General features: G+C 66.9%; 16 protein-coding genes and 1 riboswitch. Of the genes, 6 read left to right on the top strand and 10 right to left on the bottom strand.

Annotated features, from left to right (window positions below; genetic code table 11):
- Positions 1 to 20 precede the first annotated feature (20 nt).
- Genes DMB37_RS26140 through DMB37_RS26120 form a run of 5 tightly spaced genes read right to left on the bottom strand, consistent with a single transcriptional unit; the run spans position 21 to position 4,823 of the window.
- The gene (locus tag DMB37_RS26140; RefSeq protein ID WP_135234922.1) at positions 21 to 1,283 is read right to left on the bottom strand and encodes an acyl-CoA dehydrogenase family protein; all 1,263 of its coding nucleotides are present in this window, start codon (positions 1,281 to 1,283) and stop codon (positions 21 to 23) included.
- Positions 1,284 to 1,310: 27 nt separating this feature from the next.
- On the bottom strand, positions 1,311 to 2,189 hold the full coding sequence (locus DMB37_RS26135; protein ID WP_135234921.1) for an SDR family oxidoreductase: 879 nt from the start codon (positions 2,187 to 2,189) through the stop codon (positions 1,311 to 1,313).
- Between the two features lie 60 nt (positions 2,190 to 2,249).
- Entirely contained in the window at positions 2,250 to 3,128 is an 879-nt protein-coding gene (locus tag DMB37_RS26130) for a MaoC/PaaZ C-terminal domain-containing protein (RefSeq protein WP_135234920.1), read from the bottom strand.
- Entirely contained in the window at positions 3,125 to 3,562 is a 438-nt protein-coding gene (locus tag DMB37_RS26125; protein WP_107654289.1) for an SRPBCC family protein, read from the bottom strand. Before DMB37_RS26125 ends, DMB37_RS26130 begins: the two co-directional genes overlap by 4 nt.
- Positions 3,563 to 3,617: 55 nt before the next feature.
- Positions 3,618 to 4,823: a lipid-transfer protein gene (locus tag DMB37_RS26120; protein ID WP_135234919.1), complete on the bottom strand. Its 1,206-nt coding sequence runs from the start codon at positions 4,821 to 4,823 to the stop codon at positions 3,618 to 3,620.
- A gap of 390 nt (positions 4,824 to 5,213) precedes the next feature.
- Between DMB37_RS26120 and DMB37_RS26115 the strand changes: the two genes are divergently transcribed.
- The gene (locus DMB37_RS26115; protein WP_135234918.1) at positions 5,214 to 6,866 is read left to right on the top strand and encodes a cytosine permease; all 1,653 of its coding nucleotides are present in this window, start codon (positions 5,214 to 5,216) and stop codon (positions 6,864 to 6,866) included.
- Between the two features lie 139 nt (positions 6,867 to 7,005).
- Complete coding sequence (locus DMB37_RS26110; RefSeq protein ID WP_135234917.1) at positions 7,006 to 8,181, top strand: serine hydrolase; 1,176 nt, start codon at positions 7,006 to 7,008, stop codon at positions 8,179 to 8,181.
- A gap of 2 nt (positions 8,182 to 8,183) precedes the next feature.
- Here DMB37_RS26110 and DMB37_RS26105 read toward each other — a convergent pair whose 3' ends face one another.
- The 3 genes from DMB37_RS26105 to DMB37_RS26095 form a co-directional block, all read right to left on the bottom strand.
- Positions 8,184 to 8,828 (bottom strand): TetR/AcrR family transcriptional regulator, encoded by a 645-nt coding sequence (locus tag DMB37_RS26105; protein WP_107654285.1) that lies wholly within the window; start codon positions 8,826 to 8,828, stop codon positions 8,184 to 8,186.
- 52 nt (positions 8,829 to 8,880) lie between these two features.
- Positions 8,881 to 10,047, bottom strand: coding sequence for an MFS transporter (locus DMB37_RS26100; RefSeq protein ID WP_107654284.1), 1,167 nt, complete (start codon positions 10,045 to 10,047; stop codon positions 8,881 to 8,883).
- Positions 10,048 to 10,357: 310 nt separating this feature from the next.
- Positions 10,358 to 11,356, bottom strand: coding sequence for a helix-turn-helix domain-containing protein (locus DMB37_RS26095; protein ID WP_135234916.1), 999 nt, complete (start codon positions 11,354 to 11,356; stop codon positions 10,358 to 10,360).
- A gap of 129 nt (positions 11,357 to 11,485) precedes the next feature.
- Between DMB37_RS26095 and DMB37_RS26090 the strand changes: the two genes are divergently transcribed.
- The gene (locus DMB37_RS26090) at positions 11,486 to 12,373 is read left to right on the top strand and encodes an NAD(P)-dependent oxidoreductase (RefSeq protein WP_135234915.1); all 888 of its coding nucleotides are present in this window, start codon (positions 11,486 to 11,488) and stop codon (positions 12,371 to 12,373) included.
- A 138-nt stretch (positions 12,374 to 12,511) separates the two neighbouring features.
- Here DMB37_RS26090 and DMB37_RS26085 read toward each other — a convergent pair whose 3' ends face one another.
- On the bottom strand, positions 12,512 to 13,729 hold the full coding sequence (locus tag DMB37_RS26085; protein WP_107654281.1) for an NADP-dependent isocitrate dehydrogenase: 1,218 nt from the start codon (positions 13,727 to 13,729) through the stop codon (positions 12,512 to 12,514).
- Positions 13,730 to 14,033: 304 nt separating this feature from the next.
- Positions 14,034 to 15,530, bottom strand: coding sequence for an MFS transporter (locus DMB37_RS26080; RefSeq protein ID WP_135234914.1), 1,497 nt, complete (start codon positions 15,528 to 15,530; stop codon positions 14,034 to 14,036).
- Between the two features lie 134 nt (positions 15,531 to 15,664).
- On the opposite strand from DMB37_RS26080, the gene DMB37_RS26075 reads away from it, so the two are divergent.
- From DMB37_RS26075 to DMB37_RS26065, 3 genes are all read left to right on the top strand, one after another.
- Positions 15,665 to 16,393, top strand: a complete 729-nt coding sequence (locus DMB37_RS26075; RefSeq protein ID WP_135234913.1) for a TetR family transcriptional regulator — start codon at positions 15,665 to 15,667, stop codon at positions 16,391 to 16,393.
- Positions 16,394 to 16,444: 51 nt separating this feature from the next.
- A riboswitch (SAM riboswitch) is annotated at positions 16,445 to 16,555 on the top strand.
- 92 nt (positions 16,556 to 16,647) lie between these two features.
- On the top strand, positions 16,648 to 17,985 hold the full coding sequence (locus DMB37_RS26070; RefSeq protein WP_135234912.1) for a bifunctional o-acetylhomoserine/o-acetylserine sulfhydrylase: 1,338 nt from the start codon (positions 16,648 to 16,650) through the stop codon (positions 17,983 to 17,985).
- 38 nt (positions 17,986 to 18,023) lie between these two features.
- On the top strand, positions 18,024 to 19,142 hold the full coding sequence (locus DMB37_RS26065; RefSeq protein ID WP_135237833.1) for a homoserine O-acetyltransferase: 1,119 nt from the start codon (positions 18,024 to 18,026) through the stop codon (positions 19,140 to 19,142).
- Positions 19,143 to 19,214: the final 72 nt, after the last annotated feature.

Here is a 19,214-nt window from a genome sequence, read left to right as displayed (position 1 = left end):
CCGGGATTCGATGAAAATCGTTACGCCAGCAGACCCTTGGCGATGTGCGTCACCTGGATCTCGTTGCTGCCCGCGTAGATCATCAGCGACTTGGCGTCGCGGGCAAGCTGTTCCACGCGGTACTCGGTCATGTACCCGTTACCGCCGAACAGCTGCACCGCTTCCATGGCGACCTCGGTGGCCGCCTCGGAGGCGTAGAGCTTCATGGCCGACGCCTCGGCGAGCGTCGGCGGTTTACCGGCACGACCCCGCTCCAGCGTGTTGAACACCATGTTCTGCACGTTGATTCGGGCAATCTCCATCTTGGCCAGCTTGAGCTGGACGAGTTGGAAGCGACCGATCTCCTGACCCCAGAGCTTGCGACTCTTGGCGTAATCCAGGCAGAGCCGGTGACATTCGTTGATGATGCCCAGCGCCATGAAGGCCACCCCGACGCGTTCGGCGGTGAAGCTGGACCGCGCGCTCTCCCGGCCGTCGCCGCCCTTGTGCTCCTCGGTCTCGCCGAGCAGCCGGTCCTTGCCGAGCCGGACATTGTCGAAGAACAGCTCGCCGGTGGGCGAGGCGTGCAGGCCCATCTTCTTGAACGGCTTGCCCTGGGTGAGCCCCTCCATGCCCTTGTCCAGGACGAAGGTGAGCACCTTGCGCTCGCGCTTGTCGCCGCCGTCGCCCTCGTCGAGCTTGGCGTAGACGATCATCACGTCGGCGAACGGACCGTTGGTGATGAAGGTCTTCTGCCCGTTCAACAGGTAGTCGTCCCCGTCGCGCCGGACGTAGGTCTTCATGCCACCGAAGGCGTCGGATCCCGAGTCCGGCTCGGTGATCGCCCACGCCGCAACCTTTTTCATGGTCACGATGTCGGCGAGCCAGCGCTCCTTCTGGGCCAGCGTGCCGCGCGACATGATGGTGGTGGCACCGAGACCGAGGCTGACACCCATCGCGGTGACCAACCCCATGCAGACACCGGACAGTTCACCGACCAGCACCGCCATCAGCGATTCCTGCCCCGCGAACGGGCTGCCACCGGAAGACTTTTCCCGCTTCTTCTCCGGTAACGGCTCGCCTGCGGCGATCGCCTCCTCTTTGGCGCGCTGCTTGGCGAGCAACTTCTGCACGGCTTCGCCGCCCATGGCGTCGATCCCGAACTCGCTGAACAGCTTCCGGATGATCGGATACGGCGACAGTTCACCGCTGTCCAGCGCGTCCAGGTTGGGCCGGATTTCCTTGTCGATGAACGTCCGCACGGCATCGCGGATCATGACATCGGTCTCGGACCATTCGAACATCGTTGTTCTCCTACTCTCGCCCGTACGTCACGGTAGCCGTGCGGAGATGTCGTCGATCAGCCACGGTCCGTCGGTCTCGATCGTCTTCACATCGTGCCAACCGGCCAGCTCGGAGATGGCCCCGCCCTGCACCGCGAACACCTTGCCGGTGATCGGGCACTTGTCCGAGGCCAGGTAGGCCACCAGCGGCGAGATATTGGCCGGACTGAACGCGTCGAACTCGCCCTCTTCGATCTCGTCCGCCTCGGCCGCCATCATGGCGCCCATGCCAGGAGTGGCCAGGGTGAGACGGGTACGCGCGATCGGCGCGATGGCGTTGACCCGCACCCCGTAGCGGGCCAGTTCGTCGGCCGCGACCAGGGTGAGCGCGGCAATCCCCGCCTTGGCCGCGCCGTAGTTGGCCTGGCCGGCGTTCGGCACCGTCGTTCCGGAGGCGGACGCGGTGTTGATCACCGCGGCGTTCGGCTGATTGCCGGCCTTGCTCTGGTCTTTCCAGTAGGCGGCGGCGTGGTGCAGCACGGCGGCGTGCCCCTTGAGGTGCACCGCGATCACCGCGTCCCACTGCGCCTCGTCCATGCCCGCGATGAACGCGTCGCGCAGGATGCCCGCGTTGTTGACCACGATGTCGAGGCCGCCGAGCTCGGCGACTGCCTGGTCGATGACGTTCTTCGCGCCGTCCCAGGTGGCGATGTTCGCGGTGTTGGCGATCGCCTTGCCGCCCGCGGCGATGATCTCGTCGGCGACTTCTTGTGCGGGGGTGATGTCGGTGCCCTCACCCTCGTTGCTGCCGCCGAGGTCGTTCACGACCACGGCCGCGCCCTCCCGGGCGAACAGCAAGGCGTGCTCGCGGCCGATGCCACGACCCGCGCCGGTGATGACGGCTACTCGACCTTCGAGTGCACCCATCGATGTCTCCTCTTCCTGAAGTCTGTGCTGAATGTTGCGGCGGGATACCGGCTCTCGCCGTCAGTCGGCTATCTCAGCGAGTCCGTCGCTGAGCACCACGTCTTCGCCGCGCACGGTCTCGAAGGCGTAGGTCGTGACGCCGTCCGCCGAGCCCACCTTCCAGATGCGGGTCTCCAGATCGTCACCGGGGAAAACCATCTTGGCGAAGCGCACGGCGAATCGCTTGAGCCGGTTGACATCCGACCCACCCACCTCGGTGAGCACCGCCCAGGACGCGAACGCCATGGTGCACAGCCCGTGCGCGATGATCCCGGGCAGCCCGGCATCCTTGGCGACCTGGTCGTCCAGGTGCAGCGGCACCGGGTCGCCGGAAGCCGGTGAGTAACGGAAGGTTTGGTCGTCGTCGACGTGCTGCGGGACGACGGCCACCGGCGGCTGCGCGCGCAGGTTCTCATCGAACTTGTGCGCCGGGGCCGCCTCGCCCACCGTCTTGCCCGCGTCGATATTGCGGAAGAAGGCGGTCAGATACTGCTCGTTGACCAGTTCCCCGTCCTCGGTGCGGCATTCGATGAGGATGGTGATGGCGGTGCCGTTGGACCGACTGGTGTAACCGGTCGCCTTGGCGCGCGAGACCAGCTTGTCGCCCGGCTGGATGGCCCGGTGGAAGTGGAAATCCTGCTCCCCGTGCACGACCCGGCCGAAGATGTCCATCGGCGCGACCTCGATCACCGGCATCATCATCGCCTCGAAGACGGGGACGATCGCGAAGACCGGTGACGCGACCTTACCCGCGAGGTGGGCCTCGATCGGATCGTTGGTGGCTGCGGCATATTCGCCGATCCGCGCAGCGGTGACCTCGAACGTCTCGTCGTCACACCAGATTTCGAGACCGGCGTCGTCGAACTCGACCAACCGCGCCGCAGTGGTCTCCGAAGTCATGCCGAGGCCAGCGCGTCGAGCTGCTCGAGCGACTTGTCCAGCTGCTTGAGGCCGTCCTTCTCCACCGCCTTGCCGAGCGCACCCTTGATCAGCGCGCCCTCGAAGTCGCCGGAGACCAGGATGGTGCTGCCGCCGTCGCCCTTGGGCTGGATGTCGAAGGTGAATTCGGTTTTGACCCCGGCCATTCCGGTGCCGCCGAGGGTCAGCTTGGTCGGCTGCTGCACGGACACGACGGTCCACTCCAGCTTGTTCGCCATGCCGAGCATGACGATCTTGGCGACCAGCTTCGAGCCCTCGGTCAGCACGGCGGGCGGCTCCTCCATGAAGCGCTCGTGGATGGTGAACCACTTGTCCCAGGTGTTCGGGTCGGAGACGACCGTCCAGAGCGCCTCGGGGGTGGCGTTGACGTCCTTGGTGGCTTCGATGTGTCCCATGAGATGACTCCTCGTCGAGTGTCGTTGTGCGAGTTCGGTGCGGTTGACGCGGTGCTCAGCGGTCGGCGCGCTGGTAGGCGGTCACGACCGCCGCGCCGCCGAGGCCGATGTTGTGCTGCAGGCAGGCGGTGACGTTGTCGACCTGACGCTTGTCCGCGGTGCCGCGCAGCTGCCAGGTGAGCTCGGAGCATTGCGCCAGACCCGTCGCGCCCAGCGGATGCCCCTTGGAGATGAGGCCGCCGGAGGGGTTCACCACCCACTTGCCGCCGTAGGTGGTCAGGTTGTCGTCGACCAGCTTTCCGGCTTCGCCTTCGCCGCACAGGCCGAGCGCCTCATAGGTCAGCAACTCGTTCGCCGAGAAACAGTCGTGCAACTCGATGGCCTGAAAGTCCTCCGGGCCGAGGCCGGACTGCTGGTAGACCCGCTGCGCGGCGTGGACGGTCATGTCGTAGCCGACCAGGTTCTTGGCGGTCTCGTCGAAGGTCGACGTGAAGTCGGTGGTCATCGCCTGCCCGACGATCTCGACCGCCTGGGCGGCCAGGTTGTGCTTGTCCACGAAGGCCTCACTGGCGAGGATCACCGCGCCGGAGCCGTCGGAGGTCGGCGAGCACTGCAGCTTGGTGAGCGGGTCGTAGATCATTCGCGAGCCGAGGATGTCGTCCATCGAGTACTCGTCCTGGAACTGCGAATACGGGTTGTTCACCGAGTGCTTGTGGTTCTTGTAGCCGATCTTGGCGAAGTGCTCGGCGGTGGTGCCGTACCGCTTCATGTGCTCACGACCGGCCGCGCCGAACATCCACGGCGCCACCGGGAAGAGCACCTCGGAGATCTCGGCGAGCGCCATGATGTGCCTGGCCATCGGCTGCTCGCGGTCGTCCCAGGTGGAACCGAGCGAGCCGGGCTGCATCTTCTCGAAGCCGAGCGCCAGCGTGCAGTCGGCCAGACCGCCCCGAATCGACTGTGCCGCAAGGTAGAGCGCGGTCGAGCCGGTGGAACAGTTGTTGTTGACGTTGACCACCGGGATGCCGGTCATGCCCAGTTCGTAGACCGCGCGCTGGCCGGAGGTGGATTCGCCGTAGACGTAACCGACGTAGGCCTGCTCGACCAGGTCGTAGGCGATGCCCGCGTCGGCGAGCGCCTTGGTCCCCGACTCCCGCGCCATGTCCGGGTAGTCCCAATCGGTGCCGTCTTCGTTCTTGCGGCGGCCCGGCTTCTCGAACTTCGTCATGCCGACGCCGACGACGTAAACCCTGTTCGCCATCGAACTCCTCACGTTGGTGCCTGCCCGGCGTGCTCCGCCGGGAACCGCCTGCGGGCAGCGGTGACCGATCCGTCCGGATCCAGCTCAAACAAACATACAGAGATGTATGTAAGTACGCAAGACTGTCAGCGTTACCGGAAGTCTCGGATATCGAATAGCCAGGTGGTAGCACCTGGTCGCCGACATACAGCCGAACGTGTATGTCTTGCCAGTTCAGGCTGGTACGCATGCCTTTCCGGCGGCCCGCGCGCGACATTCTCCGCATTGCTGTGACGTGACTCACTGCCGCCGATGACGTAACAGCCGCGTAATCGTTCGGAAATTCCCCGTCCACAACCGTGTACGACCGTCGAACGGTTGCTGTTGTTGATGCGGGGATGAGGAGTAAACGTGGTCGAGCTCGATACCCGATCGTCGAATGCGGACGGGATCGCCGCGGCGAAGGAAACACTCGAGGACTACACCCTGCGGTTCGCGCCACGGAGTTACCGGAAATGGAGCCCGGCGGTCGTCGGGATCTCCGCCCTCGGCGGCATCGCCTACCTGGCCGACTTCGCCATCGGCGCGAATATCGGTATCGCGCACGGCACCGGAAACGCTTTGCTCGGAATCGGTTTCTTCGCGATCGTGGTGATGCTGACCGGATTTCCGCTCGCCTATTACGCGGCGCGCTACAACCTCGATCTCGACTTGATCACGCGCGGTAGCGGATTCGGCTATTACGGCTCGGTGCTCACCAATGTCGTGTTCGCCTCGTTCACCTTCATCTTCTTCGCGCTGGAGGGGTCGATCATGGCCCAGGGGCTGGAACTCGGCCTCGGCGTGCCACTCTGGCTCGGCTATCTCGTGTCGACGGTGCTGATCTTTCCGCTGGTCATCTACGGCATGAATACCCTGGCCACCCTGCAGGTCTGGACGACCCCGCTGTGGCTGCTGCTGATGGTGCTGCCGTTCGGGTTCCTGCTGGTGCGCCACCCCGATTCGGTGTCGTCGTTCTTCGCCTACGGCGGCGAGAACGGTTCCGGGGTAAGCATTTCCGGCACGCTGCTGGCGGCGGGCGTGTGCCTGTCGCTGATCGCGCAGATCGCCGAGCAGATCGACTACCTGCGTTTCATGCCGCCGCGCACGCCGGACAACGCCCGCAAGTGGTGGGGCTGGATGCTGCTCGCCGGACCGGGCTGGGTGGTGTTCGGTGCGCTCAAGCAGGTGGTCGGGCTGTTCCTCGCGGTGTATCTGATCGCGAATCTGCCTGCCGCGCAGGGCATCGCGAACCAGCCGGTGCACCAGTTCCTGGAGATCTACCGGGACATGGTGCCGGGATGGCTGGCCATGACGCTGGCCGTGGTGCTCGTCGTGATCAGTCAGATCAAGATCAATGTCACCAATGCGTACTCGGGGTCGCTGGCCTGGACCAACTCCTACACGCGGGTCACCAAGTCCTACCCCGGCCGGCTGATCTTCCTCGCGGTGAACCTGGTGATCGCGCTCATCCTGATGGAAGCCAACATGTTCGACTTCCTCAACAACATCCTGGGCTTCTACGCCAACTGCGGTATCGCCTGGATCGTCACCGTCGCCACGGATATCGCGGTCAACAAGTACCTGCTGAAGATCTCGCCGAAGCAGCCGGAGTTCCGCCGCGGCATGCTCTACGACTTCAACCCGGTCGGCCTGGTCGGCTTCGGACTCTCGGCGGTGCTGTCGATCATGACGTTCTTCGGCCTCTTCGGCGACCTGCTCAAGCCGTACTCACCGATCGTCGCGCTGGTGGTCGCGTTCGTCGCCACCCCGCTCACCGCGATCGCCACCAAGGGCAAGTACTACCTGCGCCGCAGCGACGACGGCATCGACCTGCCGATGTTCGACGAGCACGGCAACCCCTCCGGCGAAACCCTGACCTGCCACGTCACCGGCCTGGAATTCGAACGCCCGGACATGATCGCCTCGGCGGTGCCCGGTCCCGAGGGTGAAATTCAGTACATCAGCTCGCTGGCGCTGTCGACCGACAAGCACGGTCACCACCTGCTCCCCCACCAGCACTGATCGCCGAGCGGGGACATGGCCGCGCCTGTCGCAGCCATGTCCCTTCGCCGGAGCGACGCCGTCCCGATGGCGTCGCAAGCCGCGCTACCGCTGCGATTTCGGCTAAAGTCGATGACACATTGCCCACCCAGGGGGTCGGATGTTGTTGCGACGGTTCGGTATTGCACTGGTTTCCGCGATCGTGCTGGTCGGCTCGGCAGCGACCGGCGCGCAGGCCACTCCGGCGGTCACCGATCGTGCGCCGCTGCAACAGGCGATGGACGAGTTGATCGCCGCCGGCGCGGCGGGTATCCAAGTGCGGGTGCACGATCGGCACGGCGAGTGGACCGGGGCCGCCGGTGTAGCGCGGGTGGACCGCCCGGAGCCGGTACCGGTGGACGGCCGGTATCGAATCGGCAGCATCACCAAGATGTTCGTGGCCACGGTGCTGCTGCAGCTGGCGGGCGAGGGCAAGCTCGGGCTGGACGATCCGATGCAGCGACACCTGCCGCAGTTCGGCCTCGACCCGCGCATCACCGTCCGAATGTTGTTGCAACACACCAGCGGCCTGTTCAACTACACCGGCGAACTGCAGCCCGACGGCACCTTCGAAGAGGGTATTCTGCCGACGTCGGGCAAGGCGGCCGTGGATGCCGTCCGCCGGGATTATCGGCCCGACGAACTGATCCGGATGGCACTGACCAAACCGGCACGGTTCGAGCCCGGTGCCGACTGGTCCTACTCCAACACGAACTATCAGCTGGTCGGACTGCTGATCGAGAAGCTCACCGGCCTGCCGTACAGCGTGCAGATCTACGGCCGGATCATTGCACCACTCGGCCTCTGGGAGACCTTGGTGCCGGGCAGCTGGCCGGAGATCATCGGACCGCACGCCCACGGTTATCTCTCTTACGGCGAAGGTGACGCAGAGATCACCGCCGATATGACCAGCCAGAATCCGACCTGGGTCGGGGCCGCCGGTGAAATCATCTCCTCCACCCGAGATCTCGACACCTTCCTCACCGCGCTGCTCGGCGGCCGCCTGCTCGCGCCACCACTGCTCGCGGAGATGCGGGCGACCCATGCGATCGCGCCGGGCGTGGCATACGGCCTCGGGTTGATGGAACAGGAGTTGGGCCCGGACTGCGTCGGCCTCGGCCACAACGGCGGTGTTCCCGGCTACTACTCCGACGCCTACAGCACGGCTGATGGCGGTTCGCGCATCGAGGTATCGATCACTACCGGTCCCGGCCTGCGGATGGACGACCTCGAGCAGGCGGCCGAGCTTTCCACGAAAGCGCAGGCGGTGCTCGCCAAGGGGTTGTGCGGCCGATAGCGTCAGTCGGCCGCGCGGACGTCGGCGAGGGCGGCTTCGGCGATATTGCGCAGGTGCGCGGTGGCGCGGCGCCAACGGCGTTGCGCGCGTTCGTTGTCCGGGTCGACGAAGTTGGAGATCAGGATGCCGCGCAGGGCGTCCATCGCGGTGTAGATGAAGTCGCGGGCCTCTTTGCGGCGGATCTCGTCCGGCACGAACCGGGCGACGGCCATCAGCACGGCGTTGTTGACGAACGGTTCGACCTTCTCCATCGCGGCGGCCAGCACCGGATCGGTGCGGCCTGCCACCCACAGTTCGACGGTCGCGATGAACAGCGGGCCCTGGTGCAGCTCCCACAGGAACTCCAGCGCCGCGGCGACCGGATCGTCGCCGCGCTCGACCTTGGCCATCTCCCGCATCGCGGTCTCGGCGCGCAACTGCGCCAGGTGGCTGATCGCGGCGACCACCAGATCGGTCTTGGAGCCGAAGTGGTGCACCTGCGCGCCGCGGGTGACCCCGGCGCGCTCGGCGACCCGCGGCGTGGTCGTGCCCGCGTAGCCGTACTCGACCAAGCAGTCGATGGTCGCGTCGAGCAGCCGGGTGCGCATCTCGGTGCTGCGCTGTTCCTGGGTGCGGCGCTGCGGTTTCGCGACTTCGATCCTGGCCATCCGGCGATTCTACACTTACATACAGTTCTGTATGTTCAGATGCGACCGAGCGTCAGGCGACCAGCGCGGCGGCCGCGACCAGCCGAGCGTCCCGACGGGCCACCGCGACGGTGATCGCGAACAGCAGTACACCGACCACGGCGAGGCCGGCCCCGACCATGGCGGGCGCGGTGTAGCCGAGTCCGGCGGCGATCACGGCCCCGCCGAGCCACGCTCCCGCGGCATTGGCGATGTTCAACGCGGCGTGGTTCAGCGCGGCGGCCAGGGTCTGTGCCTCGTGCGCCACGTCCATCAGCCGGGTCTGCAGCCCGGGTGCCAGGGACGCGCCGGTCGCGCCGACCAGGAACGCGCCGATCGCGGCGGTGTACGGGTTGTGCGCCGCCGCAACGAATACGGCGAGGATGACGGCCATGCCGATCATCGAGGCGTAGATGGCCCGGTCGACGCCGCGGTCGGCGAGCACGCCGCCGACGATATTGCCGACCACCATGCCCACGCCGAACAGCATCAGCACCACCGGCACCAGCGCGGCGGACATCCCGGCGACGCCGGTGAGCGTGGTGGTGATGTAGGTGTAGACGGCGAACATGCCGCCGAAGCCGATCGCGCCGACCAGCAGGGTCAGCAGCACCTGGGGACGACGCAGCGCGCCGAGTTCGGTGACCGGGTTGGTCATGGTGATGCCGGTGAGCTCCGGGACATATCTGATCAGGGCGGCTACCGTCGCCAGCCCGATGACCGCGACCACCACATAGGCGTCGCGCCAGCCGAGGTGCTGGCCGAGCCAGGTCGCGGCGGGAACGCCGACGACATTGGCGGCGCTCAACCCGAGCATAACCGCGGCAACCGCTTTGGCGCGCTGCCCCACCGGGGCGAGCGTGGCGGCGGCCAGCGAGGCCACCCCGAAATAGGCGCCGTGCGGCAGCCCGGAAACGAACCGGGCGAGCACCAGGGTGTGGAAGGTCGGCGCGAGCACGGTCGCCACGTTGCCCAGCGTGAACGCCACCATCAGGGCGATGAGCAGCTTCTTGCGGGACACCCGCGCGCACAGGGCGGCGAGCACCGGCGCGCCGATCACCACGCCGAGCGCGTAGGCCGACACCGCGTGCCCCGCGGTCGGCTCGGAGACATTCATGGCGCGCGCGATGTCCGGCAGCAAACCCATGGTGACGAATTCTGTTGTGCCGATACCGAACCCGCCGAGCGCCAGCGCGAGCATGGCAGGCAGATGCCAAGTCGTCCGCGCGGCTTCGGGGCGTGCGGGGGCCTGGGCGGCGAGGGGAGTGGTCACGTATCCATGAAACGCCTCCGCAGGCGGTTTCGCTTCCCGAGTAAACGTGAGGTGAGACACGCCGCCGTAAAGAAAACGTGCAGGTCAGAATGTAAAACCGCGCAATAGGGACAGCTATCGCGGCACGACCTGGCAAATTCCATTCGGAAACAATGACGTGCCCAGCACGGCTCCGGCGGCCGACGGACCGGATGTGGGCAGCGTCATCGGATTCGCTTCCGCCGTCGAGCCATTCGGCTCAGGCGGCAGGCGACTCGCGCTGCTCGAAAGTGCGCCGATACTCGGCGGGCGTGACACCGACGACGGTCGCGAAGTGGCGGCGCAGATTCGCGGCGGTGCCGAAACCGCACAGCCTGCCGATCCGCTCGATGCCGAAGTCGGTGGACTCCAGCAACGCCTGCGCACGGGCCAGCCGCTGGGTCAGCAACCACTGTTTCGGCGTGACCCCGATGGACTGGCGCATGCGCCGGTGAAAGGTGCGTGGACTCATGGTGGCGCGGGCCGCGAGCGCTTCGACGGTGAGCGGCTGATCGAGACGGGCGATGGCCCATTCGAGCGCCGGTCCGAGGTCGGCCTCGGCGCGGGCCTGCACGGACAGATCCACGAACTGCGCCTGGTCGCCCGACCGTCGCGGCGGGGTCACCAGACGGCGGGCCAGCCGGTTGGCGACGGCGGCGCCGAAGTCGCGGCGCACCAGGTGCAGCGAAAGGTCCACGGCCGCGGTCATTCCGCCGCTGGTGAGGATGTCGCCGTCATCGACGTAGAGCGCCGTGCCGTCGACCTGCACGGCCGGGTGACGGCGGGCCAGGATCGGCGCGTGCTCCCAGTGCGCGGTGACCCGGCGCCCGTCCAGCAGGCCCGCCGCGGCCAGCGCGAACATGCCGTTGCACAGGGCGACCATCCGCGCTCCCCCGCGATGCGCCGCGCGGAGCCCGTCGAGCAGTTCCGGCGGCACCGGGCGGTCACCGGTGACGCAGTCGTAGGCGATCGAGGGCACGAACACGGTGTCGGCGCGCAGCAGTTCGTCCGGGCCGTACTCGGCCCGCAGATAGGCGCCGCCGCCGATCGCCGACTCGGCCGCGGCGGGCAGCACCGAGCAGACCCGCAGTTCGTACCAGGGATCGGCGAGGTCGGGGTGCGGGGTGCCGAAGATCGCGGCGATCACGCCGAGTTCATAGAGGTCCCAGGGATGCAGCGCCCCCGGCGTGACGGCGATCGCGACGACATGACCGGTCATGGCCGCCAGCTTATGGCAGGAAACGTTCGATTGTGGTCGGTCCTGCCACTCACACCCCGGCGGCACCAGCTTGAAAACTGGTCTGCGGGCGCCCACTTCATCAGCACGCACGACATCGACGGAGGAATCATGACCAGCGACCACACACCGGTGACCGTGCTCGGTCTCGGCCGCATGGGCGCGGCGACCGCCCAGGTCTTTCTACGCAACGGCCACCCCGTCACGGTGTGGAATCGCAGCCCCGATCGGGCACCGCACCTGGATGGGCTCGGTGCGGTCCGGGTGGGTTCGCTCGCCGAGGCGCTGAAGGCCGGGGAACTGATCGTCATCTCGGTGCCCGAGACCGCGATCGCGGCCACGCTTTTGCACACCACATCGGAAGCAATAGCGAGCCGCACCATAGTGAATCTGTCGACGGGACGCCCGTCGGAGGCGCGCGACCTCGAAGCCTGGATCGCTGAACAAGGCGGGCGCTTCCTGGACGGCTCGATCCTCGGCATGGAGGAGACGATGGGCACGCCGGATTCGACGATCATCTACAGCGGCTCCCCCGAAGCCTCGGCCGACCATCACGCGGTGATCGCCGAGCTGGGCACGGCCAAACACCTCGGGGCGGAGGTCGGGCTGGCCGCCGTGCACGACCTCGCGATACTGGCAGGCATGTACGGCCTGTTCGGTGGCTTCTTCCAAGCCGCGGCCATGCTGCGCCGCGCGAACCGGAACGCGGCGGACCCCACCGGTGCACTACTGGTGCCGTGGCTGCACTCGGTCATCGACACGCTGCCCGCGCTCGCCGCCCAGATCGACGACGGCGTGTTCCCGCCGACCATGGCCAGTGTCGAGAATCATCAATTCATTCTGCGCATGCTGCTGGCGACGAACCGCGAGCAGGACCTACCGACCGACCTGCTGGATCCGCTGCTGCGCTGGTTCGATGCGGGCGTCGAGCACGGCCTCGGTCCGGACAGCCTGACGCGGGTCGTTCCGCTGCTGCTCGACAGTCCGGCCCGCACCTAGAAACAATCCGGGCACCCGTACCACCAAGTGGTGCGGGTGCCCGTCATTCAGCACAGCTTGCCCAACCGACTCGGCTTGGGCGGAGGAGCTCATCCCCCGGCGCCGGCATCAGTTCCAGCGCCGGGTTTGTTCACCGACTCAACGCAGTGCGCGAGCCAGGTTCGCGTCGAGCGCGCCGAGGAACTCCTCGGTGCTCAGGTAGCCCTGGTCGCCGCCGACGAGCGAGGCCAGGTCCTTGGTCATCTGGCCGCCTTCGACGGTCTTGATGACGACATCCTCGAGGGTCTGCGCGAAGCCGATCACCTCGGGGGTGTTGTCCAGCTTGCCGCGGTGCTCGAGCCCGCGCGTCCAGGCGAAGATCGACGCGATCGGGTTGGTCGAGGTCGGCTTGCCCTGCTGGTGCTGACGGTAGTGCCGGGTGACGGTGCCGTGCGCGGCCTCCGCCTCACAGGTCTTGCCGTCCGGGGTCAGCAGCACCGAGGTCATCAGGCCGAGCGAGCCGAAGCCCTGCGCCACGGTGTCGGACTGCACGTCACCGTCGTAGTTCTTACAGGCCCAGACGTAACCGCCCTCCCACTTCATGGAGGAGGCGACCATGTCGTCGATGAGGCGGTGCTCGTAGGTCAGGCCCGCCGCGTCGAACTGGGTCTTGAACTCGGCATCGAACACGTCCTGGAACGTGTCCTTGAACATGCCGTCGTAGGCCTTGAGGATGGTGTTCTTCGTCGAGAGGTACACCGGATAGTTCTGCTGCAGGCCGTAGTTGAACGAGGCCCGCGCGAAATCGATGATCGAGTTCTTGAAGTTGTACATGCCCATGACGACGCCGCCGTCCTCGGGCATCTTCACGACCTCGTGCTGGATCGGCTCGCTGCCGTCCTCCGGCGTGAAGGTCAGGGTGACCGTGCCCGCTTGGTACACCTTGAAATCGGTGGCGCGGTACTGGTCGCCGAACGCGTGCCTGCCGATGATGATCGGCTTGGTCCATCCGGGGACCAGGCGCGGCACGTTGGAGATGATGATCGGCGCGCGGAAGATGGTGCCGCCGAGGATGTTGCGGATGGTGCCGTTGGGCGACCGCCACATCTTCTTCAGGCCGAATTCCTTGACGCGGGCCTCGTCCGGGGTGATGGTCGCGCACTTGACGCCGACCCCGTGGCGCTTGATCGCCTCGGCCGCGTCGACAGTGACCTGGTCGTCTGTCTTGTCCCGGTACTCGATGCCCAAGTCGTAGTACTCGAGATTCACATCGAGATACGGATGGATCAGCTTGTCCTTGATGAACTGCCAGATGATCCGGGTCATCTCGTCGCCGTCGAGTTCGACGACGGTACCTTCAACCTTGATTTTGGACATGGATCTTCGTGTCCTCCTAGGATGGTGCCCTCATTGCACGGCCAGGTGAACACGCTTGTGAGCGGACCCCAGCTGTTCCAACAGACAACGTATATGCCCCGCGTTGTCCGCGAGACGTGTGGTGCAAACAAGACAAGCGTACTGCTGCCGATGATCGCGGTGTGCGGGCAGCCCCCCGAGTGAGAAACCCCACGAACTTACTGACAGGTAGGTCATTGCGCAATTCGCAGGTCGCCGCGCCGGATGCACACGGTCCGCGCACCGCCGGGCAGGCGACACGCGGACCGCGGGGTGGTCGCGTCGATCAGACGCCGACGTGCACCGGGCGTGCACCCTCCTCAGAACCTTCGATCAGGTTCTCCGGCCGGTCCCGGATCATCAGCGCGATAACCGGCACGGCGGCGAGGAAGAAGCCCGCACCGACATAGAACGCCACGTCGTAGCTGTGGATCGAGGCGCGGGCGACCAGGTTGTCGATCGTCGGGTGATTCTCGGCGTAGGTCTTGGCCGTCTGCACCGAGATGGTGGTCAGCAGCGCCGTGCCGACCGCGCCACCGACCTGCTGCGCCGCGTTCAGCAGCGCACTGGCCACGCCCGAGTCCTCTTCCTCCACCTGATGCAGCGCGACCGTCTGCATGCCGACGAACAGCGGGCCCATGCCGAGTGCGATCAGCACCTGGGCGGGCAGCACGCTCGTCGCGAAGCCGTCGCCGAAGTCCAGCTGAGCCAGCCACACCAGACCGAGCACGCCGAGCACCGCACCGGCCACCATCAGCGGCCGCGGGCCGATCTTGGGCAGCAGCGCGCTGGTGATACCCGCGGAGATCGCGATGCCTGCCGGGAAGGGCAGGAAGGCGAAGCCCGCCTTCAGCGACGAGTAACCCAGCGTGATCTGGAAGTAGTAGCTGAGGAACAGGAACATCGCGAACATGGCGATCGGTACGAGCAGCGCGGCGAGGAACGCGCCACCCCGGTTGATCTCACCCGGAATATGCAGCGGTAGCAGCGGATTGGCCGAGCGCCGTTCGATCACCACGAAGGCGATCAGCAGCGCGGTCCCGGCGACGAGCAGGCCGAGGGTGCTGCCCGCCAGCCAGCCGTCGTCGGCGGCGCGGCTGAAGCCGTACACGATCGCGATCAGACCGAGCGTCACGGTGACCGCGCCGGGCACGTCGTAGCCGCCGGTGCGCGGCGTCGGCACATCCTTGACCACCCACGCCAGCGCGCCGAGCAGGGCGAGCAGCGCGATCGGGGTGTTCACCAGCAGGCACCAGCGCCAGGAGGCGTACTCGGTGAGCGCGCCGCCCGCGATCAGGCCGAGCGCGGCGCCACCCGCGGAGATACCCGCGAACACGCCGAATGCCGTTGCGCGCTCACCGGGTTCGGTGAAGGTCACCGACAGCAACGACAACGCGGCGGGCGCGAGCAAGGCCGCGAACGCACCCTGTAGTGCGCGCCCGGCGAACATCTCGGCGCCGTTCTGCGCCAGACCGGCAAGTGCCGACGCGGCGGCGAAACCGACCAGACCGATGATGAAGATCCGGCGTCGCCCCAGGTAGTCGGCGAGCCGGCCGCCGAGCAGCAGCAGGCCGCCGAAGATCAGCGTGTAAGCGGTCAGCATCCACTGCTTGTTGCCGTCGCTGATGCCGAGATCGTGCTGCGCGAACGGCAGCGAGATGGTCACGATGGTGGCGTCGAGAACCACCATGAGCTGGGCCAACGCGATTGCCGCGAGAGCGAACCAGCGGGCGGAACCCCCTTGTTTGTCCGGTACTTCTACCGCTTTCGCAGTCTCGGTCACCGTGGTCTCCTCATCCTTAGAAACTGTGTGGCTATCCTGGCATCCGACGACATTTGGCGTCAAGCGAAAAATGTCGCAGTCCGACATTTGACGGTTAAAGACACGAAAACACTAGGTTGCGATAGGGTGTGAACATGCTCGAGTCACCGACGCCGACGAGCGCGAGTACCGCAGCGGAGCCCCCGGCTGCCCCCTCGACCGCAGGGCCGAACGCCCATCCCGGTCTCCGGGAGCGCAAGAAGCAGAAGACCAGGTTGCGCATCATTGAGGTCGCACTGAACCTGTGCGACGCACAGGGATTCGACGCGACGACGGTCGAGCAGATCGCCAACGCCGCCGACGTCTCGCCGCGCACGATCAACCGATACTTCGACAGCAAAGAGGACATCGTCCTCGGTCCGTTCCAGGACTTCGGTGAGACGGTCGCGGAGACCCTGCGCACACTTCCCGTCACCGGCAACGAACTGGAGTCGATCCGGGAGGCATTCCTACGGGTGATCGACCACGCCGCGAACGAGTCCGCCGAGGGACCGGTCTCGTTCCGGCAGTTCCAGCAGATGCAGCGGATCATGCGCGGCAGCCCGTCGGTCAGCGCGCGCAGCCTCGAGTACGCCGACAGCAAGAACGTCGCGATCGCCGCGGTGGTCGCCGAACGACTCGACAGCACCCCCGACGCGCTGCCGGTGCGGCTGATCCTCGGCGCCTGGCAGCTCATCGGCCATCTCGCGATGGAGTGCGGCGAGAGCATGTTCGACTACGACAATCCGCAGGCCGCCGCCGCGGCCGGCCGCGACTCCTTCACCACCGCCTTCGACGAGTTCACGCGCGTGTGCGGCGGCGCGCGGCCCGGCGCGACCCGCTGAGTTCGGCGCCGGATTTCGGTCGCCGATCGAGCGCCGGTTATGATGCCGTCAGGTCATGAGTGCCAGCGCGAAGCCCCGGCTCGCTGGACGGCAACCCTCCAGCAGCGGTGGGGTGCTCCGGGTGATGACCGGGCTCTCGAAGGTCGAGAGCAAGCGCGCTTTCCAGGAGGTTCCCGAAATGTGTTGTTGTACTTCGCCGTTGCCCCGATAACCCGTTAGTTCTGGCGAACAACCTTTTCTTTGGAGCAAAGCTCATGAGTGATTCCACCGTGCCCGCGGCCGACCTCGACCCGACCGCGCAGTGGTCTTTCGAGACCAAACAGGTGCACGCGGGACAGGCCCCCGACAGCACCACCGGTGCCAGGGCCCTGCCCATCTACCAGACCACCTCCTACGCCTTCCGCGATACCGAGCACGCCGCCGCGCTGTTCGGCCTCGCCGAGCCGGGCAACATCTACACCCGGATCATGAACCCCACCCAGGACGTGGTGGAGCAGCGCGTCGCCGCGCTCGAGGGCGGTGTCGCCGCACTGCTGCTGGCCTCCGGACAGGCCGCGGAGACGTTCGCCATCCTGAACCTGGCCTCGGCCGGCGACCACATCGTGTCCAGCCCGCACCTCTACGGCGGCACCTACAACCTCTTCCACTACTCGCTGCCCAAGCTCGGCATCGAGGTGTCCTTCGTCGAGGACCCCGACGACCTGGACCAGTGGCGCGCGGCGATCCGGCCGAACACCAAGGCGTTCTACGGCGAGACCATCGCCAACCCGAGCAGCGCCGTCTTCGACATTCCCGGTATCGCCGCCGTCGCGCACCAGGCCGGGCTGCCACTGATCGTCGACAACACGGTGGCCACCCCCTACCTGATCCAGCCGCTGACACACGGGGCCGACATCGTCGTGCACTCGGCGACCAAATACCTCGGCGGGCACGGCGCCGCGGTGGCGGGTGTGATCGTCGACGGCGGCACCTTCGACTGGACGGTGACCGACGCGCAGGGTCAGCCGCGCTTCCCCGGCTTCACCACCCCGGACCCCAGCTACCACGGTGCGGTGTTCGCCGATCTCGGCGCGCCCGCGTTCGCGCTCAAGGCGCGCGTGCAACTGCTGCGCGACCTCGGCTCGGCGGTCTCGCCGTTCAACGCGTTCCTGATCAGCCAGGGCATCGAGACGCTGAGCCTGCGCATCGAGCGGCACGTCGCCAATGCCAAGGCGGTGGCCGAATTCCTGAGCACCCATCCGGACGTCGAGAAGGTCATCTACGCCGGTCTGCCCTCCTCGCCCTGGTACGAACGCGGTAAGCAGCTGGCGCCGAAGGGCCCCGGTGCGATCGTCGCCTTCGAACTGCGCGGCGGTGTCGATGCGGGCAAGAAGTTCGTGGACGGATTAGTCCTGCACAGCCATGTGGCTAACATCGGAGATGTGCGCTCCCTCGTGATTCACCCCGCGTCGACCACACATTCGCAGCTGACGCCCGAAGAGCAACTGCTCGCCGGGGTCACTCCGGGCCTGGTCCGCTTGGCGGTGGGGATCGAAGGGATCGACGACATCCTGACCGATCTGCGCGCCGGTTTCGCGGCGGCGGCGACGTGAAGGTGAGTACCGAACCGAGTGTGGCCCGTTCGTCCGGGGTGGCCCTGCCGCCCCCGGACGGGCGGCTCGGCATCATCCCCATCGGCGACGTACGGCTGGAGAGCGGTGCGGTCATTCCGCAGGTGCATCTGGCCGTGCAGCGCTGGGGTGAGCTGTCCCCCACACTGGACAACGTGGTGCTGGTCGAGCACGCGCTGACCGGCGACTCGCACGTGGTCGGGCACCCGGACGACATCCATCCGCTGCCCGGCTGGTGGGACGGGATGGTCGGCCCCGGCTGTCCGCTCGACACCGACGAGTGGTGTGTCGTCGCGACGAACGTGCTCGGCGGCTGCAAGGGCAGCACCGGGCCCTCGACGCTGGCGCCCGACGGAAAGCCTTGGGGCTCCAGGTTTCCGGAGATCTCCATCCGGGACCAGGTGGCCGCCGAGGCGGCGCTGCTGGATCGGCTCGGCATCGCGCGGCTGGCCGCCGTCGTCGGCGGGTCGATGGGCGGCATGCGTGTACTGGAGTGGATGGTCGGCGCACCGGATCGGGTCGGCGCCGCACTGGTGCTGGCCGTCGGCGCCCGCGCCACCGCGGACCAGATCGGCACGCAGACCACCCAGATCGCCGCGATCAAGGCCGATCCGGACTGGCAGGGCGGCGATTACCACGACACCGACCGCGCGCCGATGACCGGCATGGGCATCGCCCGGCGGATCGCGCATCTGACCTATCGCACCGAGGACGAGCTGGACCACCGGTTCGAGAACAGCGCGCAGGGCGCCGAGGATCCGTGGCGCGGCGGCCGGTACGCGGTGCAGAGCTACCTGGACCACCAGGCCGACAAGCTCTGTAGCCGCTTCGATCCCGCCACCTACGTGCTGCTGACCGAGGCGATGAACCGGCACGACATCGGGCGCGGCCGCGGCGGGGTAGCGGCGGCGCTGGCCGCGACGCCGGTGCCGTGCGTCGTCGGCGGGGTCGACTCCGACCGGCTGTATCCGCTGCGCACGCAGCAGGAGCTCGCCGAGGGGCTGCCCGGCTGCGATGGACTCGAGGTCGTGCACTCGCGCGACGGGCACGACGGGTTCCTCACCGAGGCCGCGGCGGTATCGAAGTTGCTGACCGAGACGATGCGGTTGGCGCAGCAGAGTCGTCAACCTGCCAGCTGAATTCGTCTCGCGCACAGCCGTTTCGCCGCGCCGCCCGAGTCGGTCACTCGGCTTCACGCGCCGCACTCAGAT

Origin of the sequence: Nocardia sp. CS682 (assembly GCF_004634405.1) — a bacterium.
Lineage (GTDB): Bacteria > Actinomycetota > Actinomycetes > Mycobacteriales > Mycobacteriaceae > Nocardia > Nocardia ninae.
The sequence above is the reverse complement of the archived record's forward strand: the minus strand, read 5'-3'. Positions and strand labels throughout refer to the sequence as shown.

Coding starts and splice junctions, on each gene's coding strand:
- DMB37_RS26140 (WP_135234922.1), bottom strand. CDS start 1,283: ATGTTCGAATGGTCCGAGACCGATGTCATGATCCGCGATGCCGTGCGG.
- DMB37_RS26135 (WP_135234921.1), bottom strand. CDS start 2,189: ATGGGTGCACTCGAAGGTCGAGTAGCCGTCATCACCGGCGCGGGTCGT.
- DMB37_RS26130 (WP_135234920.1), bottom strand. CDS start 3,128: ATGACTTCGGAGACCACTGCGGCGCGGTTGGTCGAGTTCGACGACGCC.
- DMB37_RS26125 (WP_107654289.1), bottom strand. CDS start 3,562: ATGGGACACATCGAAGCCACCAAGGACGTCAACGCCACCCCCGAGGCG.
- DMB37_RS26120 (WP_135234919.1), bottom strand. CDS start 4,823: ATGGCGAACAGGGTTTACGTCGTCGGCGTCGGCATGACGAAGTTCGAG.
- DMB37_RS26110 (WP_135234917.1), top strand. CDS start 7,006: ATGTTGTTGCGACGGTTCGGTATTGCACTGGTTTCCGCGATCGTGCTG.
- DMB37_RS26105 (WP_107654285.1), bottom strand. CDS start 8,828: ATGGCCAGGATCGAAGTCGCGAAACCGCAGCGCCGCACCCAGGAACAG.
- DMB37_RS26100 (WP_107654284.1), bottom strand. CDS start 10,047: ATGCTCGCGCTGGCGCTCGGCGGGTTCGGTATCGGCACAACAGAATTC.
- DMB37_RS26095 (WP_135234916.1), bottom strand. CDS start 11,356: ATGACCGGTCATGTCGTCGCGATCGCCGTCACGCCGGGGGCGCTGCAT.
- DMB37_RS26090 (WP_135234915.1), top strand. CDS start 11,486: ATGACCAGCGACCACACACCGGTGACCGTGCTCGGTCTCGGCCGCATG.
- DMB37_RS26085 (WP_107654281.1), bottom strand. CDS start 13,729: ATGTCCAAAATCAAGGTTGAAGGTACCGTCGTCGAACTCGACGGCGAC.
- DMB37_RS26075 (WP_135234913.1), top strand. CDS start 15,665: ATGCTCGAGTCACCGACGCCGACGAGCGCGAGTACCGCAGCGGAGCCC.
- DMB37_RS26070 (WP_135234912.1), top strand. CDS start 16,648: ATGAGTGATTCCACCGTGCCCGCGGCCGACCTCGACCCGACCGCGCAG.